Below are 23,696 nucleotides of genomic sequence, written 5' to 3'. Positions count from 1 at the left end.
AAATTGCAAAAGCTAAAACTACATGGCTTCAATAACCTGACAAAGAGCCTGAGTTTTTGTATTTACGATATTTGCTATGCAAATACTGAAGCCGAGCGTGATGGTTACATCGCCTATATCGATGAGCAGTACAACGCTAACCGTCTGACCGAAATCCTGACGGAAACCTGCTCGATCATTGGGGCCAACGTGCTGAATATCGCACGTCAGGACTATGAACCGCAGGGAGCAAGTGTCACCATTCTGGTCAGCGAAGAGCCAATCGATCCAAAAGACATCGATAACTCAGAACATCCCGGACCGCTGCCTAATTCCGTGGTAGCACACCTCGATAAGAGCCATATTTGCGTGCACACCTATCCGGAGAGCCACCCGGAAGGCGGTTTATGCACTTTCCGCGCTGATATTGAAGTCTCGACCTGCGGCGTGATTTCACCGCTGAAAGCGTTGAATTACCTGATTCACCAGCTGGAATCTGACATCGTTACCATCGACTATCGCGTGCGCGGTTTTACCCGTGACGTGAATGGCGTGAAGCATTTCATTGATCATGAGATCAACTCGATCCAGAACTTTATGTCTGAAGATATGAAGTCGATGTACGACATGCTTGATGTGAACGTTTATCAGGAAAATATCTTTCACACCAAGATGTTGCTGAAAGAGTTCGACCTGAAGCACTACCTGTTCAACACTAAACCGGAAGATCTCAGCCCGGAAGAACACCGGCGCATTACCGGCTTGTTGTGGAAAGAGATGCGGGAGATTTATTACGGCCGCAATATTCCGTCGGTGGGCCTGAAACCCGGCGCGCTCTGACACCTTTCACGCAAGTGATTCAGTCAATTCTTTATGGCGGGCAGCAGCCCGCCAAAACTTTAATGCCCCGAAAATTTATAAATAAATTCATTATGTTTAATACCAGCCATTAATAAACACATGCCCGTGTGGTATCAGTTATCATTTGGTATAAACATAAATGTTCGTCTACGCTTCGTATGTACAATAGATTGACCATTATTCAACCGACATAAGACTGATGGAAAAATAAATGATATATAATCCGTAATAACTCTGAGCGGGGTTGTGGACATGAACATTTTTACAAGAAATACCCTATGGGTATTGTTCTATCTATTTTTCACTGTAGGTCCGTTATTTGTTCTTCTGATAGGTCCACTCCCACCCTCCAGGGATTTCTGGACAGAATTTTCCGCTGCGGCAGGTTACGCTGGTCTGGCCATTCTCGGATTACAGGTTGGTCTTACCGCTCGCTTTCGTGCGGTGACAAGCCCGTGGGGGGAAGATGTTATTTATCATTTTCATAGACAAATATCTTTTATAGCCCTGGCCCTGATTATTGCCCATCCTGTCATCCTTTTTATTTTACGACCGGAAAGATTGGCGCTGCTTAACTTTATTGAGGCCCCGTGGCGGGCACGCTTCGCGGCAATATCTACCTATTCACTTATTGCATTACTGGTGTTGGCCCTGTGGCGTGTAAAACTAAAAATTAGCTACGAGGTTTGGCATTATACTCATATTATTTTGGCAGTTCTGGTAATTGGTGCTGGTCTACTTCATACATTTGCCTGGGGATTCTATTTAGATGCGCCCTTAAAACGCGCCTTGTGGACAGGATTAGCCATCCTCTGGTGTTGCCTGCTGATTTATACACGTATCGTCCGACCTTTTCTGATGTTACGTAAACCTTATCAGGTTATCGCAACGCGCAATGAACGGGGAGGTAGTACCACGCTGGTGATGCAACCCATTGGTCATTCAGGGTTTCCTTTTGTTCCAGGCCAGTTTGGCTGGCTGAACGTCTGGGGAAGCCCGTTCAAATTGACGTCCCATCCCTTCTCCTTTTCATCCAGTGCGGAAACGGCGAAAGAGTCGATTGAAATGACCATACAAGCTGCTGGCGATTACACCAATAAGATCAGAAATGTGATTGCGGGTAAGCGTGTTTATATTGATGGTCCCTATGGGGCATTCACTGTGGGTAATCCAGCGGATATGCATGTGTTAATTGCCGGAGGAATTGGTATTACCCCGATGATGAGTATCATCCGAACGTTTGCGGATCAGGGTGATAAACGTCCAATAATACTGATATATGGTAATAAAAACTGGGATGGCATTACCTTCAGAGAAGAACTGGAAGCATTGTCAGACAGGATAAACCTACAGGTCATACATGTTCTTGAGCAGCCCCCGAAAGACTGGACGGGAGAAACTGGTTTCATTAGCAGCGAACTGATACAGCGTTATATCCCAGCGCCCCATGAACAACATGAATACTTTATCTGCGGCCCGAACAGAATGATGGATGAGATTGAAAAAACACTGGCAGAATTACACGTCCCGTTAACGAAATATCACTCAGAGCGCTATCACTTTGTATAAAGAGGCGAAAATGCGTAAATTATTTGCCGACCTTCTTATTTTTATCACGACCGTGATAATACTGGCATTGATAATATTCTTTGCATATAGCAGAGTCTATTTTTAATAATTCCCCTAAAATATCGCAACTTATCGCCAGTAGAATTACCGTCATCGCAAAACCGTATGCAGAAAATAGTATATGTAATGGCGTCATCGTGCTCAGAACGAGTTCGGCGCATTCGCGCCTGAACTCGTGAGCCATGACAGGGTGAGGTAATCGATTTATTCCGTCAGTTGCAACGCAATGCCACGCTCGCGCAGATTACGACACACCTCATCATCCAGCCGCGCATCGGTAACGATATCGGTCAGACTCTCAATCGGTGCGGCGCAGAACAGCGACCAGGAACCGTATTTACTGCTGTCGGCCAGCAAAATCCGGCGACGCGCATTCGCCAGCAAATCCATCTTCAGACCGGCCTTCTCTTCCGTTGGCGTGGTAATGCCGCGTTCGATACTCCACGAGTTACAGCTGACAAAAGCGACATCCGGGTTGATACTGCGCAGCAAACGGCGGCCATGTTCACCGATACATGACTGGCTGGAATCATCAATCCGCCCGCCAATGATGGTGACTTCAATTTGTTTGAATTCAGACAAAAACAGCGCGATATGCAGGTCAGCGGTAATCACCCGCAGTTGCAGATGAGTCAGCTGACGCGCCAGCTCCAGCATGGTAGTGCCGGCATCCAGCACCACCGCATCCCCTGACTGCACGAAACCGGCGGCAAAATGGGCGATCGCCTGCTTTTCGGCCAGATTACGCTGCATTTTTTCCAGCGTGGTGGGCTGCGCGGGGATAAAGCGATTCAAGGTAACGCCGCCGTGACTGCGGCTAATCACGCCTTCCTTGTCCAGCTTAATCAGATCACGGCGAATAGTGGCCGGTGAGGCGGAAATGGCGCTCACCAGCTGTTCAACAGTAACCAGATTATGGCTTTTCAGATAGTCCATAATCTGGTCGAGGCGACTTTGTCCCTTCATATTTCCCTATGCAAGTTGCATCGCGAGTTTGATGGAGATCGCCATGCTCGCAGAGTTCGCCTTACCTGTCCAGGCGATATCAAAGGCAGTGCCGTGGTCCGCAGAAGTACGGATAAACGGCAAACCGGCAGTGATATTGACACCATCATAAAAACCAAGCAATTTCAGTGGGATATGTCCTTGATCGTGATACATTGCCACCACCATATCGTACTGCCCCTGCTGACATTGCAGGAACACGGTATCCGGCGGGCACGGGCCATAAACATCGATGCCTTTTTCCTTCATCGCTTTGATGGCTGGTGCAACGGTGGTGATCTCTTCATCACCAAACAAACCGTTTTCACCGGCATGCGGGTTAACCCCGGCCACCGCAATGCGTGGCTTGTCGAATCCGACGCGACGCAGGAAGGTATCCGCCATGCCGATCACCGTCTCAATGCGGGGACGATTAAGGGTATTGAGGAATTTGCGCAGCGCGATATGGGTCGTAACGTGAATCACCTTCAAATGATCGGTGTAAAGCACCATCGCGTAATCTTTGGTGTTGGTCAGTTGCGCCAGCAGCTCGGTGTGTCCCGGATAGATATGACCAGCCGAGTGCAGCGCTTCTTTGTTCAGTGGTGCAGTGGCAATGGCCTGCACTTCCCCTGCCAGCGCCAGCTCGGTAGCACGTTTCACGCAGCGCCAGGCGAGATCGCCCGCTTCCTTCTGCACCACGCCCGGTTGCAGCGCTTCCGGGTTCGCCAGCGGCTCATCAATCACGTTGATGATACCCGGTGCAAAATGCGCGTCTTTTACCTGGTCCAGCACGCGCAGTTCAACCTGTGGCGTAATGTTCAACCCCATCACCCGACGCAGCGTACTGGCGCAGCCCACCACCACCGCAGGTACACCGGCCAGATCGCCTTCTGCCAGTGCTTTAATGATGATCTCCGGGCTGATGCCCGCCGGATCGCCCATGGTCACCGCAATAATTTTATTCACTCGACATCTCCTCAATAAAACGAATGGCTTCTACCAGGGTGTTTTCGTCGCCAAAGCCACCCGCTTTGGTCATCACCGGCAGGTGTAAATCACTATTAAGCAGAACCCCGTGCGGCACACAGCCCGCCACCAGACCCTGAATCTGAAAACCGCTGGCACCGAGCGCCTGCGCCACCGCAATCGCCACATCACCGCCGGAGAGATACAGCCCGGCAGGCTGGACGCTGTGGCACACCGCTGCGGTCAGTTGCGCCAGAAACTGGCAGATACGCTCGCCCAGCTCCTGACGGGAAACCTGTTGCTGCTGGCATAGCCGGTCAATCTCATGACGCTGGCCGGCATGTTGTGTGGTACGCACCACGCAGTGCTCACCGGCGCGCAATGCCTGCTGCATCGCCTGCTGCCATGCGTTGCCCTGTGGCCATGCCGGTTGGGCAAACAGCTGGCAGATATCAATATCGATAATGCGAATCGCACGCTGACGGGCGAGATGATCAATCTGCTGCGAGGCCATGGCACTCATCGAGCCGACCACCGCCAACACCGGTCGCGCCGGTCGGTCGGCGAGATACTCGCCCAACGCATCGCCCAGACCGGATGCCCCGGCCAGCAGTGGACGCGTTGGCAGCGCAGCGGCGGCCTGCATCAATAAGCTCAGGTCAGCATCCTGCTCAATATCAATCACCACCAGCCCCTGCTTCTCTGCCAGCATCTGCGCCAGCTTGCCGCTGCGCAGCATGTCGATATCGATCACTTCGCCTGGCAAATCGCTCTGCATCTGTAAACACGTCAACACGTTGCTGCTGGTGACGGGCGTTTTCGGGTCGCTGGCAAACTCGGTGTCAGTCAGGCGTTGCTGATTGATCCATACTTCACCCTTACGCGTGGTGCGCCCCAGTCTGGGCACCGCAGGCACCACCAGCGCCAACGCTTTACCACTGGCCGCCATGGATGCGGTGATTTCCGCACCGGGATTACCACGTAAGGTGGAATCGATCTTCTTAAACAACCAGCCATCCTGCGCCATCGCCTGATGCTGCTGTACCGCACGTTCAGTACGTTGCGCGGCTTCAGTAGCACTCACCGCCCGGCTATCGGTGCTGATCACCAGCACATCGGCGGTATTGGCATCGTGTGGCGTATCGCTATTAAAAAGTACGTGTACGCGCGCACCTGCCCTGGCCAGCCCGCTTCCGGCATCGTTAGCACCAGTAAAATCATCGGCAATCACCAGAACCGGTGTTTTCCAAGGTTGTGAACGCATCCTCTCTCCTGTAACGGGCAGCTTGCCGTGTTGAGATTGATTATATTCAATCATGATTGATTATATGTGAGCAAGATCAAATTAATTGAAATCAATATACCCTATAAATTCAGGCACAGTTAGTGACAGACATCGCAGACTGATGAGCAAAACCAATCAATCAGCGCGATAACATCGGGAAAAGGGTACGAAATGAATATCAACAGCACCGTGATTAGCGGCTATCAGGCACTTAATGACCTCAGCTACCTGCTGAATGGTAAGCAGAAAGCGCTGCTGGTCACTGATAAGAATATAGAGGGCATTCCGGCTGTACAGACACTGATCGCCCAGTTGAAGCAGCAAATTGCCAGCCTCAGCCTGGTGAACAGCGTGCCACCAGAACCCAGCCAGCATGATGTGGCAGCGATTGTTGCTGCGCTGCCGACCACCGACGTGGATCTGGTAATTGGCGTGGGTGGCGGTAGCGTGTTGGACGTTGCCAAGCTGCTCTCTATTCTGTGTGTCAAAGGCGCGCCAACCCTCAATGCCCTACTGGCCGGGGAAAAACCGCTGACCCGCACCACCTCGCTGCTGATCCCGACTACCGCTGGCACCGGTTCAGAAGCCACACCGAACGCCATCCTGGCGATCCCGGAGAAAGAGACCAAGGTCGGCATTATTACCCCGGTGATGCTGCCAGATTATGTCGCGCTGGTGCCGGAGCTGACCACCAGCATGCCGCCGCACATCGCTTCCTCCACCGGGATTGATGCGCTGTGCCACCTGATTGAGTGCTTCACCGCCACTGTCGCCAACCCGGTGAGTGATAACTACGCGATGATCGGCATGAAAAAGCTGTTCGCCAGCCTGGAAACTGCCGTCGCCGAACCGGGTAATCTCGAAGCGCGTCTCAATATGCTGTGGGCCTCCTATTATGGCGGCGCATCGATTGCCCATGCCGGTACGCACCTGGTGCACGCCATGTCTTACCCGCTGGGCGGCAAGTATCACATTCCACACGGCGTCGCCAACGCCATCCTGCTGGCCCCCTGCATGCGTTTTGTGCGTCCGGCTGCCGTAAGCAAATTTGCGCAGGCTTACGACCTGCTGCCTGACGCCGACCTGACATTGGATGAAGAAGCGAAATCGCACGCGTTGGTCGAGTACTTCGCCGCGCTAGTGCAGCGTCTGAAACTGCCTGCCAGCCTGGAAGAACTGGGTATCGGCCCGGATCACCTGCCCTATCTGGTGGAAGCCGCGCTCGACGTGCAACGCCTGATGAAGAATGTACCGATGAAAGTGAGCGCCGATGACGTGCGAAACGTCTACCTGACGCTGTTTCCGGCATTGAATCACTAAGGACTATCGAGGAAATCATGAGCAACAAAATTCAGGGCGTACTGACCGCCATTGTCACCACCTTCGATCGCGACGGTGCCTTTAATCCTGCCACCCAACGTGAGCAGGTTAAGCGTCAACTGAGCGCCGGTAACGGTATTTTCTGCGGCGGCACCAACGGCGAATTCTTCGTGCTGAATGAGCAGGAGAAACTGGCAGTCACCGAAACCTGCGTGGATGAAGTGAACGGCAGCGCGCCGGTGGTGGCGCATATCGGCGAAATCTCCACCCGTGAAACTATCCGTCTGGGCAAGCAGATTGAGAAGCTGGGCGTTGATGCGGTATCGGTGATCACCCCGTACTTCGTGCCGTTGAAACAAGATGAGCTGATTTATCACTATCAAACCGTGGCGGATGCGCTGAATGTGCCGCTGTTCCTCTACAACATCCCGGCGCGTACCGGCAACACGTTACAACCGGAGACCGTGCGCCAACTGGCATCACATCCCAACATCATCGGTATCAAAGACAGCGCAGGCAGCTACGAGAGTTTGAGCGGTTTCCTGCAAGCAGCCGAAGGCATCGATAATTTTGACGTGCTGAACGGCCCGGATTCGCTGATTCATCAGGGCTTCGTTGATGGTTGTTCTGCCTGCATCTCCGGCCTTGCCAACGTGGCACCGAAAGAGATCAACGCCATCTGGTCGCGCTTCCACGCGGGCGATATCGCAGGCTCCCGTCTGGCACAGGAAAACGTCACCGGCTTACGTACCGACCTTTACAGCGTCGGCTTCTCACCGGCAGCGGTGAAGAAGGCGGTTTCGCTGCTCGGCTATAACGTGGGCGACAGCCGCTATGCGGTGCGTTTCACTGCCGAGGAAGAGCAGAAAATCCGCCAGATCGTGAACCAGTATTTGCAGTAACGGCCGTCAGGGCAGCCTGTGCTGCCCTTGCCTGTTCCACTTTTTACACCGGGAAGCGTTATGAAAGTCATCTGTACCTCACCGTCATTCGCCAAATATGACGCAACGCCAATCACCACGTTGCAACAGCAAGGTTTTGAACTGATCACTCTGCCCGCCGATACGCCGCTCAGCGCGCTGGAGCCGCATCTGGCTGACACCGTGGCAATGATTGTCGCCTTTACCGACGTCAACGAAGAGTTGCTGAGCAAAGCGCCGCAGTTGAAGATCGTCTGCAAGCACGGCGTTGGCGTCGATAACATCAATCTGGAAGCCACCCGCGCACGCGGCATCTATGTCACCAACGTGCCGGATGCCAACAAACATGCGGTAGCCGACTTCGCCTTTGCCTTGATCCTCAACAGCGCCCGCCAGGTCACGCAGGCTGCGGTAGAAACCCGCGCCGGCAACTGGCCGCGTATTTTCGCCACCGACGTGTACGGTAAAACGCTGGGCATCGTCGGGCTGGGCAACATTGGTAAGCAGGTCGCACTGCGCGCCAAAGGCTTCAACATGCGCGTCATCGCCTTTGATTTCTACCCGGACGAGAAATTCGCGGCGGAACACGGCATCGAATTCGTCAGCATGGACCAACTGACCGAAGCGAGCGACTTCATCACTCTGCACACCCCGCTGACCAATGAAACGCGCAACCTGTTTGATGCGGCACGTATCAAACGGATGAAGAAAAGCGCCTTCCTGATCAACGTGTCGCGTGGCGGCGTAGTGAATGAACAGGATCTGTTCCAGGCGTTGCAGGACAACGTGATCGCCGGTGCCGCTGCTGACGTGTTTGAGCAGGAGCCACTGGCGGAACATCCACTGTTCACCCTGAGTAACTTTATTCCGACCTCACATATTGCGGGCTACACCGACGGGGCAATCAGCGCCATCGGCGAACGCTGTGTAACGCAAATTGTGCAGTGCATTAAACAGGGCGAACGCCCGGTTAACGTGATGAACGGGCTGGCCTGAGGGCCGCCCCCCTGAATCGAGTGATTATTATGCATACACCCTCACGCTCGACCCGTATTCGTTGGTGGATCGCAGGCCTGATGTGGCTGGCGGTTGCCATTAACTATATTGACCGTACTGTACTCTCTGCTGCTGCCCCGCATCTGATCAAAGAACTGGAAATCAACCCGGAAATGATGGGTGTGATTATGGCCGCGTTTTTCTGGTCCTACGCGCTGCTGCAAATTCCGGCAGGCTGGTTTGCTGACCGTTTCGGTCAGAAAAAAGGGCTGGGGATTGCCGTTGGCTGGTGGTCAATCGCTACCATGGCGATGGGCCTGGCGACCGGCTTTAAATCTTTGCTGGCGCTGCGCCTGGCGCTGGGTGTCGGTGAAGCTGCGGCTTATCCGAGCAACGCCGGGATCGCTGCACGCTGGTTCCCGGATCGCGAGCGCGCCACCGTCTCTGGGCTGTTTGACAGCGCCTCCAAATTTGGCGGTGCCGTTGCCATGCCGCTGATCGTCTGGATGATCGCCATGTTTGACTGGCGCATCACCTTCCTCGCCATCGGTGCCGTCGGCCTGTTCTGGGTGATTGCCTGGTACTTTATCTACGCCGAGAACCCGGAAGATCATAAAGCGATCAGCCGCGATGAAGTACACCTGATCCGTGACGGCCAGGCCAACAAACACGGCGACAAAAGCGTACTGCCGATGAAATGGTACAAGCTGCTGCGCTATCGCAATATCTGGGCGATGTGTATTGGCTTCTTCACCATCAACTACACCTCCTATTTCTTTATCACCTGGCTGCCAACCTACCTGGTGAAAGATAAAGGCATGGATTTCCTCAAGATGGGGATGGTGGCAGCGCTGCCGTTAATTTGCGGCATGGTGATTGAAGTGCTGGCAGGCTGGGCATCCGACCGTATGGTGCACAGCAAAGTGCTGTCGCTGACCGCCACGCGCAAACTGTTTCTGACCATTGGCCTGGTGATGGCGCTGTGCATCGGTTTCGCGCCGTTCACCGATTCGGTATTCATGACCGTGCTGCTGCTGTGCATCGCCAAATCCGGTACTACCGTCGCGGCTTCCCAGGTCTGGGCATTGCCGGGCGATGTGGCACCGAAAAACAGCGTGTCGATTGTCGCCGGATTGCAAAACACCGTTTCCAATATGGGCGGCGCGGTTGGCCCAATCATTACCGGCGCGATCGTTGGCGCTACCGGTCACTTCACCTGGGCACTGGTGTTCTCTGCCGTGCTGGTGGTGATTGGTATCCTGAACTACCTGTTCCTGATGGGCAAAGTTGAACCTATCGTGGATGAGGAGCAGGTTCATCATCCACATACTCTGACCAGCGGCGCGTAAGCGCCCTGACCCGCCGCATCGTCCTGATGCGGCGTTCCCTACAACTCACTATAAAAAAACAATTGGAGGCGATGATGTCGCTGAATTCCAATGGAGCATCTGCTGCTGTTTCGGCAAGAAAAGGGAAATTTCGTTTCATCATTCTGACGGTGCTGTCTGTCGGCATCGCCATCAACTATATCGACCGCGCCGCAATGAGCGTCGCCATCCCGTTTATGAGCCAGGAGTTACACTTCTCACCCACCGACAGCGGGTTGCTGCTCTCCGCCTTCTTCTGGAGCTATGTCTTGTTTCAGTTACCAGGCGGTTGGCTGGTGGATAAACTCGGCCCACGCATCACTTTCGCCCTCAGTAGCCTCGGCTGGGGACTGGCTACAGCGGCCTGCGGTCTCGCCAGCAGCATCGCTGCGCTGGTGGGTTTCCGTTTTGTCCTCGGCGCGGTCGAAGCCCCTAGCTATCCCGCCAGTTCCTCGACGGTGACACGCTGGTTCCCGCGCCAGGAACGCAGCTTCGCCGCCGCCACCTTTAACAACGGCAGCAAAATTGGCGGCACCCTGGCGATTCCGATCATCTCGTTTTTGATTGCGCTGGTTGGCTGGCGTATGACCTTTGTCATCTCCGGCCTGGTGGCGGTGGTCTGGGCGCTGGCATGGTATCTGTGGTATCGCGATCCGCGCGAACACAAGGCCGTCTCCGCGGAGGAAGTGGCGTTTATTGAGGCCAATCAGGACCCGCAAAACGGCGAACCGATGAGCGTACGTCAGTTGCTGGCGCAGCGCACCGTGCAGGCGATGATGGCGGGTTTCTTCTGCATCAACTTCGTTTCCTATTTCTTCTTTACCTGGTTCCCAACCTATCTGGTGGAAACCTTCCATCTTTCGCTGATGAAGTTCGGTTTGCTCGGCATGCTGCCGGGTATCGCCGCGATTGTCGGTGGCTGGTGTGGCGGTTTGCTGTCGGATTCGTTGGTGCGCCGGGGTTATTCGCTCAGCGTGGCACGTAAAATCCCACTGGTCGGCGGGATGCTCGGCAGCGCCACTATCGGCCTGGCGGCCTTTTCCCCGACGGTAGGCCTGGCGCTGTCTGCGCTGTGCTTCGCTAACTTTGCCGCAACTTTTGCTTCGGCGGCTTTGTGGGCGCTGCCGTCAGACGTGGCACCTAACCGCGCCAATGTCGCCACCATTGGGGGTATCCAGAATATGGCGGCCAACCTTGCTGGCATCATTTCGCCGATTCTGATTGGCGTGATCATGCAGTTCACCCATTCGTTCGTGATTCCGCTGGAAATCGCCGGTGTCATCGGCGTGGTCGGCGCTTTGGTGTATGCCTTCTGGCTGCCGCGCGTGCAGCCGATGGGTGTGGCCGACAACGCTGCGCTGGATGGCGCATTGAGGAGAGAAGTATGAATAGCCGCTGGAAACAACGCCCGCCCCACTCCACCTGGGGTGATTTTGGCCCCGATGACCAGCTAGGTCGTCTCAATCTGCTGACGCCGCAAAAAGTACGGGAAGGCGTGGCGGAAGTGCAGACCGGAGAGACCTTCTGCCTGAGTTTGCCGCTCGACTTACCGGGCGGCACGGCGATGAACCCACGGCGTCCACCGCCACAGCTCAATGCCACGCGGCGCGGCGAGCACGCCAATATGACCTATCCGCTGTCACGTGATAATCCACAGTTGAGTGATGTGATTTGCGACGACACCGTGACGCTGGCGCTGCAATATTCCACCCAATGGGACAGCCTCGCGCATATGGGGCAATGGTTTGACGTGAACGCTAACGGTGAGCCGGAGATGGTGTTCTACAACGGCTACAAGGCCAATGTCGATATCGTCGGTGAAACCGACTATCGCGCCGGGTGTGGCTGCCATCACGGTAGCCATCTGGGAGCTAAAGCGCTGGGCATCGAACATATGGCGCAGCACGGCATTCAGGGGCGGGCGGTGATGATCGATATCAAGCGCCACTTTGGCACCGAGCGTTTCGCCTTTGGCTATACGCATCTGCAACAGATTTTGCAGGCGGACGGTATCGAAGTGCGCCCGGGCGACCTGGTGTGCTTCCGTACCGGCATGGACGAAGCGATTCTGTCGATGCAAGGCGAGCCGGATATGACCTTCCTTAACAGCCACTTTGCGGGGCTGGACGGCAGCGATGCACTATTGCGGCAGTGGATTGTAGAAAGCGGTGTTGTGGCGCTTATTGCCGACAATCCGGCGGTGGAGATGCTACCGGCACGACCGTTAAACGATGATTTTTATCCGTCGCATCCACTGCATGATCTCTGCTTGTTCCGGCTGGGGGTGTATCTCGGCGAGCTGTGGCTATTGAGTCCGCTGGCGGATTGGCTGGCGCATCATCAGCGTCATGCGTTTCTGGTGACGGCCCCGCCGCTGCGGCTGCCGGGTGCAGTAGGGTCGCCTGCTACGCCGATTGCAACGGTTTAATCAAAACGCTTAGACACTTTTATAGGCTCTGTTTAGGGGTATATTCCAAATTAATCGTCAGGTATCGGGTATTCCATCAATGTAACGGAACTGCCTTATACCTGGCTTAGACAACACGTCATCATCTGCAGTAAATATTTACGTGACTCACCTCACAAAAAGCATTATTGCAGCACCTTGGGTTAATAATTAAACACAAGAGAATCTTCATTCCCCACCGACTCGCAAACCTTATAATTAATTCAACACGAAACTTCTGATTAATACCGCGAAACCTCTTTCATATTTCACATCTAGCCATAACATAATCAATTAAATAAAAACCCATTCAATTCATTTAACTTCTTTACTTTGAGAAATATTGAATTCGCATTTTTTAATGCTATTCTGCAATGGCTTTTTACCCATATAGTTTTTATCCGTAAATCATGGAAATAATAATTAAACAGGAATTTGTTAAATGAAAAAATCAAAAGTTGCTTTAGCGTTAACCGGTATGTTATTGATGCCATCTGCCTTTGCGATTACCGCTTTTATTGAGAATCCGGACTATGTCAGGGTCCAGATCGCTGATGGTGAATCCAACGGACAAGAGCAAACTTATTACTATAAATCAAAGCCATCAGAAAACCCGTCAAAACTGATTATTGATAACGGCAATATTTATAATGGCACGGTGCTGAATGTCGGTTATGATGGCAAAACCGAATGCAACTACGCAATCATTTCCGGCATCAACAAAGGGTTTAAAATGCAAAGCTCAGGTGAGGGCTGCTCCCACTCCTTTAGTGATTATAAGCCGATGAACTCCCCAGTAGTTACCATTATCAATAACTCAGAGGAAGCTATCAGAGGATTATTTTCGATTAACGGCGGTGTAAAAACCACATCACATCTGCCTGATATGACCCCAAACCAGGCAGAACTCTATTCCGGTGATAGCGGCATTTGGAAAGAACACAATGTTAAATTTGGTGACAATGTAAAAATGTCAGTATCGGTTAAATCTCTTAGTTATGAGGTTGCATGCCCGATATTAGATAACTTAACAGAAAACAAGGTGTTCATCATTGAAGGAAAAGGCTGGCAAACTACCTGTAGACTCGAATCATTTACAAAAGGAATCGTATCGAAAGATAACCGTGGCAGGCTTGAGGCTAATGTAGCAGCAGAAAAAGGCTTCACAGTGAAGTATAAAGTACCGGAAGATGCATCGACCGATAGTTATTATGTCGTGGTACTGGATAAGGCACGGACTAAATATGCATCTTATGTGAAAGTGAAACCGGGTACTGAAGGTGACATTGCCGCTAAAGTGATTCAGTCCTGGTTCCCGAATGGTGGTGAATTCATTATAGGCCTTGCCAAAGAAGCGTCGGCACCAAATTCCGTAGCGCTAATCGGTGATACGTTAGAAGTGACTACTTACGCCCAGCTTGATTAATTCTATCAATTCATATTCTCAACAATAACCGTAACAGCGTGATTTATCACGCTGTTACTTTGTGTTGTAGCCCATCGGTGCGCGATAAATCGCGCCGCTACGGTTATTTCCCCGCCAGAAACTGGCGATACGCGGTAATCACCGCCAGAAAATCCTCAACACCGCAAAACGCCAGGCTCTCTTCATCGTAATAGGTCATGCCCTCTTCCAGCCCGTCATCCTCGAGTGCCAGCTGGTTGGCGCGAATCATCACCTCTTCTTCATCCAGCCACAGCGTGTATTCATGCCCGACACGTTGCCACTGATGATGGGTGCCTTTCACCTGCTGCACGGCAGCTTCGACTTCATCCAGCAGGGTAAGATTCTCATCCACCTCTTCGTTGAACCAGTGCCCCACCGCTTCGTGGTCCATCGACATACGCACTTTGACCTTACCGGTCAGATCGCGCAAAAATTCATATTCCATGAGTTTTACCTCTTACTGATAGCGCGCCACGAGGCACTCCCTGAGAGCATTTTGTGCGCAACACGCTGAATAAAGTGGGATCGTGCTCGCATTATGCCAGGCCGCGTCAGAGGAAAAAAGCACACAAAAAAAAGGGGCGATTCTCATCGCCCCCTGATAACACCTTGACCCAATTACAACGCGGTCTGGAAGATCACGTTGTCAGCTTTATCGGTGTACTGGTGCAGCTGATCAAAGTTGAGGTAGCGGTAGGTATCTGCCGCCGTTTTATCAACCTGAGTCATAAACTGCTGATACTCGTCCGGCGTTGGCAGTTTACCCAGCAGCGAAGCGACAGCCGCCAGCTCCGCAGAGGCCAGATAAACGTTCGCACCGGTACCAAGACGGTTCGGGAAGTTACGGGTCGAGGTAGAAACCACCGTCGCGCCGTCAGCCACACGCGCCTGGTTACCCATGCACAGCGAGCAACCTGGGATCTCGATACGCGCACCGCTCTTACCGAACACGCTGTAGTAGCCCTCTTCGGTGAGCTGTGCCGCATCCATCTTGGTTGGCGGAGCTACCCACAGACGAGTCGGCAGCTGGCCTTTGTGGCTATCCAGCAGCTTACCAGCGGCACGGAAGTGACCAATGTTGGTCATGCAAGAACCGATAAACACTTCATCGATCTTCTCACCCTGCACGTCAGACAGCAGACGCGCATCATCCGGATCGTTCGGTGCACACAGAATTGGCTCTTTGATTTCCGCCAGATCGATGTCGATCACTGCGGCATATTCCGCGTCCGCGTCGCCTTCCAGCAGTTGCGGATCGGCCAGCCATTTTTCCATGCCTTCGACGCGGCGCTCCAGCGTACGACGGTCGCCGTAACCTTCGGAGATCATCCACTTCAGCAGCACGATGTTTGAGTTGAGATACTCGATAATCGGCTCTTTATCCAGCTTGATGGTACAACCGGCAGCAGAACGTTCAGCGGAGGCATCAGTCAGTTCAAACGCCTGCTCCACTTTCAGTTTTGGCAGACCTTCGATTTCCAGCACGCGGCCAGAGAAGATGTTTTTCTTGCCTTTCTTCTCTACAGTCAGCAGCCCCTGCTTGATGGCGTACAGCGGGATAGCATGCACCAGGTCGCGCAGCGTGATACCCGGCTGCATTTCACCTTTGAAGCGAACCAGCACCGATTCCGGCATATCCAGCGGCATAACACCGGTTGCCGCAGCAAACGCCACCAGACCAGAACCGGCCGGGAACGAAATACCAATCGGGAAACGGGTATGCGAGTCACCACCGGTGCCAACGGTATCCGGCAGCAGCATACGGTTCAGCCAGCTGTGAATAACGCCGTCCCCCGGACGCAGTGACACACCGCCACGGTTCATGATGAAGTCTGGCAGGGTGTGGTGCGTGGTCACGTCTACCGGTTTCGGGTAAGCGGCAGTGTGACAGAAGGATTGCATCACCAGGTCAGCAGAGAAGCCCAGACACGCCAGGTCTTTCAGTTCATCACGGGTCATTGGACCGGTGGTATCCTGAGAACCGACCGAGGTCATTTTCGGTTCGCAGTACGCACCAGGACGGATACCGTCAACGCCACAGGCACGGCCCACCATTTTCTGCGCCAGTGAGAAACCACGGGTGCTGGCGGCAACATCTTTGGCTTGCAGGAACACATCGCTGTGCGGCAGGCCCAGAGATTCACGTGCTTTGGACGTCAGACCACGACCGATAATCAACGGAATACGGCCACCTGCGCGAACTTCATCCAGCAGCACTTCGGTTTTCAGTTCGAATTTAGCCAGCAGTTCGTCGGTGTCGTGATTACGCACTTCGCCTTTATACGGATAGACGTCAATCACATCGCCCATATTCAGACGATCAACATCCACTTCGATCGGCAGTGCGCCTGCATCTTCCATGGTGTTGAAGAAGATTGGCGCGATTTTACCACCAAGGCACAGACCGCCGCCCTTCTTGTTAGGCACATACGGAATGTCTTCACCCATAAACCACAGTACCGAGTTGGTGGCAGATTTACGGGAAGAACCGGTGCCGACCACGTCACCCACATACGTCAGCGGGAAACCTTTTTTCTGCAGCGCTTCAATCTGCTTGATCGGGCCAATGTTGCCAGCATCGTCGGGTTCGATGCCTTCACGGGCGTTCTTCAGCATTGCCAGCGCGTGCAGTGGAATATCCGGACGAGACCATGCATCCGGTGCCGGAGAGAGGTCATCGGTGTTGGTTTCGCCGGTCACTTTGAACACGGTGGTGGTGATTTTTTCTGCCAGTTTAGGACGCTTCAGGAACCATTCTGCATCGGCCCAGGACTGGATAATTTTTTTCGCGTGTGGGTTACCCGCTTTTGCCTTCTCTTCGACATCGTAGAAGTTATCGAACATCAGCAGCGTGTGGGACAGGGCTTCAGCAGCGATCGGTGCCAGTGCGTCATCATCAAGCGACTCAATCAACGCATGGATGTTATAACCGCCCTGCATGGTGCCCAGCAGTTCGACTGCTTTTTCAGGAGTAACCAGAGGAGAGTGGGCTTCGCCCTTCGCGACAGCTGCCAGGAAACCGGCTTTGACATAAGCTGCTTCATCAACACCTGGTGGGACACGGTTGACCAACAGGTCAGTAAGGAATTCTTCTTCACCCGCTGGCGGGTTTTTCAGCAGTTCAACCAGCGCGGCCATTTGGGAAGCATCTAACGGCTTAGGTACGATTCCCTGGGCAGCACGCTCGGCAACGTGCTTACGGTATTCTTCTAGCACGACGTTCTCCTCGCTCTCATTGTATAGCTTTCCGGTGCACCCTTTAACGCAGTCCAACAGTAGGGTGAGGTGCCCGGTTCCGCGTCGGCCAGCATAGCAGCATTTCGGCTGATTGTTAATCTGTTTACAAAAAAGCAACATCCTTTCGTTAAGCAGCAGATTCCGCTTCGATCGAGCCACATGACAAAAAAAAGCAGGCAATAAATGCCTGCTGTAGTGTGGTGCGCATGATGAGGGGGTTAACGATCGACCAGCACAAATTCCGTGGCGTTATAGCGCTCTCCCTGGATGTGCCGGGGATCGAATAGCGTATCGAGGGTGCTGATATCGGTGCTGCGCAATTGCAGTGCCGCCGCGGCACAGTTTTGTTCCAGATGGGCGATCTTGCTGGCGCCAGGAATCGGGACAATAAACTCGCCTTTTGCCAGCACCCAGGCCAGTGCCAGTTGTGCGGGGGTGGCATCATAACCTGCGGCCATCTCTTTAAGCTGATTCACTAACTTTTGGTTATGCGCCTGAGCGTCCTGCTGGAAGCGTGGCAAATTGCGACGGAAATCATCCGCTGCCAGCGTTTCCGCCGCGGGGAATTTTCCCGTGAGGAAACCGCGCCCCAGTGGGCTATAAGGCACAAAGCCAATATTCAGCTCGTGGCAGGTAGCGAGGATTTCCTGTTCCGGGTCGCGCGTCCATAAGGAATATTCGTTTTGCAACGCCGAGATGGGGTGTACCGCACAGGCGCGTCGCAGAGTGGCTGAAGAGACTTCCGATAAACCAAGGTATTGGACTTTACCTTCACGCACCAGATCGGCCATCACGCCCACCACATCTTCAATCGGTACCGCAGGATCAAGACGATGTTGATAGAGAAGATCGATGCTCTCTACACCGAGACGTTGCAGCGATCCTTCCACCGCACGGCGAATATGGGCCGGATCACTGTTCACCCCCGTAACACGCTCCCAGCCTTCACCCTGCTCGTTGATGCGGAAGCCAAATTTAGTGGCAATCTTAATGTCTTTGCGCCCTTTCAGCGCTTTTGCCAGCAAGGTTTCATTGGTGAACGGGCCGTAAACCTCGGCGGTATCGAGAAAATCAACACCCAACTCAAACGCCCGCGCCAGAGTATTCAACGCCTGCTGCTCATCATTCTGGCCATAGGCAAATGACATACCCATGCAACCCAATCCCAATGCCGAAACCTGTAATCCCTGATTGCCTAATTGACGCTGTTGCATTGTTTCATCCTCTTTGCTGTCAGTGTTATTGTTATAACCCTCAACAATCGCGGCAACAATTGAGGTATTTTTGCCGATTTAGTGAGTAAAACTCAGCAATGAACGCCTATCGTGCCACCCTACAAGAACTGGAGATGTTTGCCGCCATCGCGCAGCATCTGAGCTTTCGCAAAGCCGCCAGCGAACGCAATATCACCCCTTCGGCGCTCAGCCATGCGATGCGTAATTTTGAAGCGCGCCTCGGGGTTCGGCTGCTGAATCGCACCACGCGCAAAGTGGCGCTGACCGAGGCTGGAGATCGTTTTCTTCAACGCATCCAGCCCGCACTACAGGATCTGGCGCAGGCGGTTGATGAACTGAACGACTGGCGCAGCGATCCGCGCGGTAGCTTGCGTATCAGCATGCCACGTTCGGCAGAAGCGCTGTTTTTCCAGTCGTTGATCCTGCCCTTTATGCAACGCTACCCGGACATCACGCTGGAGATCGACAGCAACGATACGCTGCTGGATATTGTGGCCGCTGGTTTTGATGCCGGGGTGCGCTACGGCGCGGTGTTGGCGCAGGATATGGTGGCGGTGCCATTTGGTATCCCAATGCGTGCCCTGGCCGTCGCCACCCCCGAATTTATTGCACGCTATGGTGTGCCAGGCACCCCCGCTGAACTGCTGAATTTCCCTTGTATCGAACGCCGCTTTCCCAGCGGACGTCGTTACCGTTGGGAGTTTTGGCTGGACGGGCAAAAGCAGGAAGTGGCGGTCAACGGCTCGCTGGTGCTCGATAATAACGAAAGGATTTTGCAGGCCGCACTGGCGGGAGCAGGCATTGCCTTTTTGCATCAGGGAACCGTGATGGATTCATTGCAGCGCGGTGAGTTGGTGGAAATTTTATCAGACTTTACTCAGATGGAAGAAGGCTTCTGGCTTTATTATCCGAGTCGTAAATACCTGTCGACGCCATTGCGTTATTTCATTGACTGGCTTAAGGAAAATAGAAAATAAAATCTAATTCTCGTTACCTTATCAAGTAACGAGAACAACTAATACAGACAAGTAATAAGACCAGGAACAGTATAAAAATAAACAGTGAAATTAATAAAAATAGGATTAGACTGCCTGCGGGCGCTTGAGGCAATCTGCCTTAAGCATCAGAAATGAATTGAGGTGGGTTGTGGAGAGTTTGCTCGCGGGATTAATTTTATTTAACCACCGCGAGCGAGCGAGCGACTACCCAACACCTAAGCAATGTCAGGGTAGTCGCTTGCTCGCTTTAAATCAAGGAGCAAGTGACGATGAGGTCAACATTCAGCAAGCTGATTATCAGTGGACTTATTCTATTAGGATTGTGTCTGATTAATCGTAGCTCACTTTGTGAATTACGATTACGGATATTCACAGCTGAATTATCAGCGGTTCTGGCTTGCGAGGTCAGATCGTAGAAACTTCATTAGCGGGGATTCGTCCCCGCTAATCCGTCATTGTTTAGCTGCCAGCTCAGGCGTCCTTTTATTTATTCTGGTTAGTAGAACGTGTCATAAAAAAACGGCTCCTTCAGGGAGCCGCTTCTTTATTTTTCAGCGCTTATTTCTTTTTCGCTTTCGCGTTCGGCAGGTCGGTAATGCTACCTTCGAACACTTCCGCTGCCAGGCCCACAGACTCGTGCAGCGTCGGGTGCGCATGGATGGTCAGCGCGATATCTTCGGCATCACAACCCATCTCAATTGCCAGACCGATTTCACCCAGTAGCTCGCCGCCGTTGGTGCCGACAATCGCGCCACCGATAACACGGTGCGTTTCTTTGTCGAAAATCAGTTTGGTCATACCGTCAGCGCAGTCAGAAGCGATGGCACGGCCTGAAGCAGCCCACGGGAAGGTGGAAACTTCGTAACTGATGCCTTTCTCTTTCGCTTCTTTCTCAGTCAGACCTACCCATGCCACTTCTGGCTCGGTGTAAGCAATTGACGGGATCACTTTCGGATCGAAGTAATGCTTCATACCGGCGATAACTTCAGCCGCAACGTGGCCTTCGTGTACGCCTTTGTGCGCCAGCATCGGCTGACCGACGATGTCACCGATCGCATAGATGTGCGGCACGTTGGTACGCATTTGCTTGTCGACGCGAATGAAGCCACGGTCGTCCACTTCCACGCCCGCTTTACCGGCATCAAGACCTTTACCATTCGGTACACGGCCAATCGCCACCAGCACCGCGTCGTAACGTTGAGCTTCAGAAGGCGCTTTTTTACCTTCCATAGAAACGTAAATACCGTCTTCTTTCGCGACAACGGCAGTCACTTTAGTTTCCAGCATCAGGTTGAATTTCTTGCTGATGCGTTTGGTGAACACTTTCACCACGTCTTTATCAGCAGCCGGGATCACCTGGTCAAACATCTCAACCACGTCGATCTCTGAACCCAACGCATGGTAAACGGTACCCATCTCCAGACCGATGATACCACCGCCCATCACCAGCAGACGTTTCGGCACTTCTTTCAGTTCCAGCGCATCGGTGGAATCCCATACGCGCGGATCTTCATGCGGAATGAACGGCAGTTCAATCGGACGAGAACCTGCGGCGATAATGGCATTGTCGAAGTTAATGGTGGTCGCGCCACCTTCACCTTCAACCACCAGGGTGTTAGCACCGGTGAATTTACCCAGACCGTTCACCACTTTGACTTTACGGCCTTTGGCCATACCCGCCAGACCACCGGTCAACTGCGTGATGACTTTTTCTTTCCAGGTACGAATTTTGTTGATGTCAGTTGAAGGCTGGCCAAACACGATGCCGTGTTCTTCCAGTGCTTTCGCTTCTTCAATGACTTTCGCTACGTGGAGCAGCGCTTTTGACGGGATACAGCCAACGTTCAGACAAACACCACCAAGGGTGCTGTAGCGCTCTACCAGTACGGTTTCCAGACCTAAATCAGCGCAACGGAAGGCTGCAGAGTAACCTGCAGGACCTGCCCCAAGTACCACGACTTGAGTTTTAATCTCTGTACTCATCATGACCTCTTATTAGATTTCCGGCGGCCAGACGCGAACCTGTCCCAGGCTCTGGATGCCCTTATTCCACCGGCACATTTCACCGCAAGAGTTTACAGAATTGTTAATAAACTGCCAACCGCGGCGACTCTGAATGCGTACAACAAGGCCGGCATTCGCCGGCCTTGATTAACTTCACATCACCAGACGGCGAATATCTGACAACATGTTGTTGATGATGGTGATAAAGCGCGCACCATCAGCACCGTCGATCACGCGGTGGTCGAAGGAAAGAGAGATTGGCATCATCAGACGCGGTGCAAACTCTTTACCGTTCCACACCGGCTCCATCGCCGACTTGGAGACACCAAGGATAGCCACTTCCGGCGCGTTAACGATTGGCGCGAAGTGCGTGGTGCCCAAGCCACCCAGGCTGGAGATAGTGAAACATCCGCCCTGCATGTCGCCCGCAGTCAGCTTACCGTCACGCGCTTTTTTCGAGATCGCCATCAGTTCGCGAGACAGCTCAGTGATGCCTTTTTTGTTCACATCTTTGAACACCGGAACCACCAGGCCGTTTGGCGTATCGACGGCCACACCGATGTTGATGTATTTCTTCAGCGTCAGTTTCTGACCATCTTCGGACAATGAGCTGTTGAAACGCGGCATCTGCTCCAGCGCAGCGGCAACGGCTTTCATGATAAACACCACCGGGGTGAATTTCACATCCAGCTTACGTTTCTCTGCTTCGCTGTTCTGCTGTTTGCGGAACGCTTCAAGATCGGTGATATCAGTCTTGTCGAAGTGAGTCACATGCGGAATCATTACCCAGTTACGGCTCAGGTTAGCACCCGAGATTTTCTGGATACGACCCAGCTCAACTTCTTCGATTTCACCGAACTTGCTGAAGTCCACTTTCGGCCACGGCAGCAGACCAGGCAGGCTACCACCACTCGCTGCCGCAGCCGGAGCGGCTTCAGCGCGTTTCACCGCATCCTTCACATACGTCTGAACGTCTTCTTTCAGGATGCGACCTTTACGGCCAGTGCCTTTGACTTTCGCCAGGTTGACACCGAACTCGCGCGCCAGGCGACGAATCACCGGCGTGGCATGCACGTAAGCATCATTCTCAGCAAAGTCGCTCTTAGCCTCGGCTTTTACCGCTGGAGCTGCCGGTGCAGACGCAGCAGCAGCCGGAGCCGCTTCCTGTTTCGCCGGTGCAGCAGCAGGTGCAGCACCTTCGACTTCAAACACCATGATCAGCGAGCCAGTTTTCACTTTGTCGCCAGTGGCAACTTTCAGCTCTTTAACGGTTCCCGCGAACGGTGCCGGGACTTCCATTGACGCTTTATCGCCTTCAACCACAATCAGTGACTGCTCAGCGGTAACTTTATCGCCCACTTTAACCAGCACTTCGGTGACTTCAACTTCATCACCACCGATGTCCGGTACGTTAACGTCTTTCGCGCCAGCAGCGGCCGCCGGAGCCGGTGCAGCAGCAGGGGCTGCCGGAGCAGCAGCGCCTTGCGCTTCAAATACCATGATAAGCGAACCGGTGTTCACTTTATCGCCGGTGGCGATTTTGATCTCTTTCACCACGCCCGCGAACGGAGCCGGGACTTCCATCGAGGCTTTGTCGCCTTCCACGGTGATCAGTGACTGCTCAGCCGCAACGGTGTCGCCCACTTTGACCAGAATTTCGGTGACTTCAACTTCATCGCCGCCGATATCCGGTACGTTGACGTCTTTGCTGACAGCAGCGGCAGCAGGTGCCGGTGCGGCTTCTGCTTTCTTCTCTTCGGCCGCTGGTGCAGCTGCTGCACCTTCAGCTTCAAAGATCATGATCAATGAACCGGTTTCAACTTTGTCACCGGTGGCAATTTTGATCTCTTTAACTACGCCCGCCTGCGGTGAAGGCACTTCCATCGAGGCTTTATCGCCTTCTACGGTGATCAGTGACTGTTCGGCTTCAACCTTGTCACCCACCTTGACCAGGAGCTCGGTGACTTCGACTTCATCTGCCCCGATATCCGGTACTTTAATTTCGATAGCCATTACTCT

The 23,696-nt window shown here is 53.3% G+C and carries 19 protein-coding genes; 11 read left to right on the top strand and 8 right to left on the bottom strand.

Annotated features, from left to right (window positions below):
- The first annotated feature begins 3 nt into the window (after window positions 1-3).
- Both speD and AC6I8W_RS03760 read left to right on the top strand, forming a co-directional pair.
- Complete coding sequence (gene speD, locus AC6I8W_RS03765) at window positions 4-819, top strand: adenosylmethionine decarboxylase (RefSeq protein ID WP_497837043.1); 816 nt, start codon at window positions 4-6, stop codon at window positions 817-819.
- 273 nt (window positions 820-1,092) lie between these two features.
- Window positions 1,093-2,409 (top strand): ferredoxin reductase family protein, encoded by a 1,317-nt coding sequence (locus AC6I8W_RS03760; RefSeq protein ID WP_497837042.1) that lies wholly within the window; start codon window positions 1,093-1,095, stop codon window positions 2,407-2,409.
- A 264-nt stretch (window positions 2,410-2,673) separates the two neighbouring features.
- On the opposite strand, the gene AC6I8W_RS03755 is transcribed toward AC6I8W_RS03760, so the two are convergent.
- The 3 genes from AC6I8W_RS03755 to dtnK are packed head-to-tail and all read right to left on the bottom strand — an operon-like array spanning window position 2,674 to window position 5,686.
- The gene (locus AC6I8W_RS03755; protein WP_480368401.1) at window positions 2,674-3,435 is read right to left on the bottom strand and encodes a DeoR/GlpR family DNA-binding transcription regulator; all 762 of its coding nucleotides are present in this window, start codon (window positions 3,433-3,435) and stop codon (window positions 2,674-2,676) included.
- 6 nt (window positions 3,436-3,441) lie between these two features.
- The gene (locus AC6I8W_RS03750; protein WP_497837041.1) at window positions 3,442-4,422 is read right to left on the bottom strand and encodes a D-threonate 4-phosphate dehydrogenase; all 981 of its coding nucleotides are present in this window, start codon (window positions 4,420-4,422) and stop codon (window positions 3,442-3,444) included.
- Window positions 4,415-5,686, bottom strand: a complete 1,272-nt coding sequence (gene dtnK / locus AC6I8W_RS03745; RefSeq protein WP_497837040.1) for a D-threonate kinase — start codon at window positions 5,684-5,686, stop codon at window positions 4,415-4,417. Before dtnK ends, AC6I8W_RS03750 begins: the two co-directional genes overlap by 8 nt.
- Before the next feature lie 192 nt (window positions 5,687-5,878).
- Between dtnK and AC6I8W_RS03740 the strand changes: the two genes are divergently transcribed.
- From AC6I8W_RS03740 to AC6I8W_RS03710, 7 genes are all read left to right on the top strand, one after another.
- Entirely contained in the window at window positions 5,879-7,027 is a 1,149-nt protein-coding gene (locus AC6I8W_RS03740; RefSeq protein ID WP_497837039.1) for an iron-containing alcohol dehydrogenase, read from the top strand.
- 17 nt (window positions 7,028-7,044) lie between these two features.
- Complete coding sequence (locus AC6I8W_RS03735; RefSeq protein ID WP_497837038.1) at window positions 7,045-7,929, top strand: dihydrodipicolinate synthase family protein; 885 nt, start codon at window positions 7,045-7,047, stop codon at window positions 7,927-7,929.
- Between the two features lie 60 nt (window positions 7,930-7,989).
- On the top strand, window positions 7,990-8,943 hold the full coding sequence (locus tag AC6I8W_RS03730) for a phosphoglycerate dehydrogenase (protein WP_497837037.1): 954 nt from the start codon (window positions 7,990-7,992) through the stop codon (window positions 8,941-8,943).
- A 29-nt stretch (window positions 8,944-8,972) separates the two neighbouring features.
- Window positions 8,973-10,292 (top strand): MFS transporter, encoded by a 1,320-nt coding sequence (locus AC6I8W_RS03725; RefSeq protein WP_497837036.1) that lies wholly within the window; start codon window positions 8,973-8,975, stop codon window positions 10,290-10,292.
- A 74-nt stretch (window positions 10,293-10,366) separates the two neighbouring features.
- Entirely contained in the window at window positions 10,367-11,698 is a 1,332-nt protein-coding gene (locus AC6I8W_RS03720) for an MFS transporter (protein ID WP_497838097.1), read from the top strand.
- A complete protein-coding gene (locus AC6I8W_RS03715) occupies window positions 11,695-12,738 on the top strand; it encodes a cyclase family protein (protein ID WP_497837035.1) in 1,044 nt (347 codons plus the stop codon). Before AC6I8W_RS03720 ends, AC6I8W_RS03715 begins: the two co-directional genes overlap by 4 nt.
- A gap of 460 nt (window positions 12,739-13,198) precedes the next feature.
- Entirely contained in the window at window positions 13,199-14,182 is a 984-nt protein-coding gene (locus AC6I8W_RS03710) for a hypothetical protein (protein WP_497837034.1), read from the top strand.
- Between the two features lie 103 nt (window positions 14,183-14,285).
- Here AC6I8W_RS03710 and yacL read toward each other — a convergent pair whose 3' ends face one another.
- The 3 genes from yacL to AC6I8W_RS03695 all read right to left on the bottom strand — a co-directional run bounded on the left by yacL (window position 14,286) and on the right by AC6I8W_RS03695 (window position 18,654).
- Complete coding sequence (gene yacL, locus AC6I8W_RS03705) at window positions 14,286-14,648, bottom strand: protein YacL (RefSeq protein ID WP_021184709.1); 363 nt, start codon at window positions 14,646-14,648, stop codon at window positions 14,286-14,288.
- A gap of 173 nt (window positions 14,649-14,821) precedes the next feature.
- Window positions 14,822-17,419 (bottom strand): bifunctional aconitate hydratase 2/2-methylisocitrate dehydratase, encoded by a 2,598-nt coding sequence (gene acnB, locus AC6I8W_RS03700; RefSeq protein ID WP_497837033.1) that lies wholly within the window; start codon window positions 17,417-17,419, stop codon window positions 14,822-14,824.
- Between the two features lie 239 nt (window positions 17,420-17,658).
- Window positions 17,659-18,654, bottom strand: a complete 996-nt coding sequence (locus AC6I8W_RS03695; RefSeq protein ID WP_497837032.1) for an aldo/keto reductase — start codon at window positions 18,652-18,654, stop codon at window positions 17,659-17,661.
- Between the two features lie 98 nt (window positions 18,655-18,752).
- Between AC6I8W_RS03695 and AC6I8W_RS03690 the strand changes: the two genes are divergently transcribed.
- Together AC6I8W_RS03690 and AC6I8W_RS03685 are read left to right on the top strand one after the other, a co-directional pair.
- On the top strand, window positions 18,753-19,652 hold the full coding sequence (locus AC6I8W_RS03690) for a LysR family transcriptional regulator (protein ID WP_497837031.1): 900 nt from the start codon (window positions 18,753-18,755) through the stop codon (window positions 19,650-19,652).
- 290 nt (window positions 19,653-19,942) lie between these two features.
- Complete coding sequence (locus tag AC6I8W_RS03685) at window positions 19,943-20,089, top strand: Hok/Gef family protein (protein ID WP_497837030.1); 147 nt, start codon at window positions 19,943-19,945, stop codon at window positions 20,087-20,089.
- A 142-nt stretch (window positions 20,090-20,231) separates the two neighbouring features.
- On the opposite strand, the gene lpdA is transcribed toward AC6I8W_RS03685, so the two are convergent.
- Together lpdA and aceF are read right to left on the bottom strand one after the other, a co-directional pair.
- Window positions 20,232-21,656 (bottom strand): dihydrolipoyl dehydrogenase, encoded by a 1,425-nt coding sequence (gene lpdA / locus AC6I8W_RS03680; protein ID WP_036626678.1) that lies wholly within the window; start codon window positions 21,654-21,656, stop codon window positions 20,232-20,234.
- Between the two features lie 174 nt (window positions 21,657-21,830).
- On the bottom strand, window positions 21,831-23,690 hold the full coding sequence (gene aceF / locus AC6I8W_RS03675; RefSeq protein WP_497837029.1) for a pyruvate dehydrogenase complex dihydrolipoyllysine-residue acetyltransferase: 1,860 nt from the start codon (window positions 23,688-23,690) through the stop codon (window positions 21,831-21,833).
- Window positions 23,691-23,696 lie beyond the last annotated feature (6 nt).

The sequence above is a fragment of the Pantoea sp. X-Soil-TKNS-1211 genome, assembly GCF_059730495.1.
Note: the sequence above shows the minus strand (reverse complement) of the source record. Positions and strands in the feature narration are given on the sequence as shown.

Excerpts from the sequence above, each read along its gene's own strand:
- AC6I8W_RS03740 (WP_497837039.1), top strand. The coding sequence starts at position 5,879 with ATGAATATCAACAGCACCGTGATTAGCGGCTATCAGGCACTTAATGAC.
- yacL (WP_021184709.1), bottom strand. The coding sequence starts at position 14,648 with ATGGAATATGAATTTTTGCGCGATCTGACCGGTAAGGTCAAAGTGCGT.
- lpdA (WP_036626678.1), bottom strand. The coding sequence starts at position 21,656 with ATGAGTACAGAGATTAAAACTCAAGTCGTGGTACTTGGGGCAGGTCCT.
- AC6I8W_RS03755 (WP_480368401.1), bottom strand. The coding sequence starts at position 3,435 with ATGAAGGGACAAAGTCGCCTCGACCAGATTATGGACTATCTGAAAAGC.
- AC6I8W_RS03685 (WP_497837030.1), top strand. The coding sequence starts at position 19,943 with ATGAGGTCAACATTCAGCAAGCTGATTATCAGTGGACTTATTCTATTA.
- AC6I8W_RS03760 (WP_497837042.1), top strand. The coding sequence starts at position 1,093 with ATGAACATTTTTACAAGAAATACCCTATGGGTATTGTTCTATCTATTT.
- AC6I8W_RS03710 (WP_497837034.1), top strand. The coding sequence starts at position 13,199 with ATGAAAAAATCAAAAGTTGCTTTAGCGTTAACCGGTATGTTATTGATG.
- AC6I8W_RS03690 (WP_497837031.1), top strand. The coding sequence starts at position 18,753 with ATGAACGCCTATCGTGCCACCCTACAAGAACTGGAGATGTTTGCCGCC.
- AC6I8W_RS03725 (WP_497837036.1), top strand. The coding sequence starts at position 8,973 with ATGCATACACCCTCACGCTCGACCCGTATTCGTTGGTGGATCGCAGGC.
- AC6I8W_RS03695 (WP_497837032.1), bottom strand. The coding sequence starts at position 18,654 with ATGCAACAGCGTCAATTAGGCAATCAGGGATTACAGGTTTCGGCATTG.
- AC6I8W_RS03735 (WP_497837038.1), top strand. The coding sequence starts at position 7,045 with ATGAGCAACAAAATTCAGGGCGTACTGACCGCCATTGTCACCACCTTC.
- dtnK (WP_497837040.1), bottom strand. The coding sequence starts at position 5,686 with ATGCGTTCACAACCTTGGAAAACACCGGTTCTGGTGATTGCCGATGAT.
- AC6I8W_RS03730 (WP_497837037.1), top strand. The coding sequence starts at position 7,990 with ATGAAAGTCATCTGTACCTCACCGTCATTCGCCAAATATGACGCAACG.
- AC6I8W_RS03715 (WP_497837035.1), top strand. The coding sequence starts at position 11,695 with ATGAATAGCCGCTGGAAACAACGCCCGCCCCACTCCACCTGGGGTGAT.
- AC6I8W_RS03720 (WP_497838097.1), top strand. The coding sequence starts at position 10,367 with ATGTCGCTGAATTCCAATGGAGCATCTGCTGCTGTTTCGGCAAGAAAA.
- aceF (WP_497837029.1), bottom strand. The coding sequence starts at position 23,690 with ATGGCTATCGAAATTAAAGTACCGGATATCGGGGCAGATGAAGTCGAA.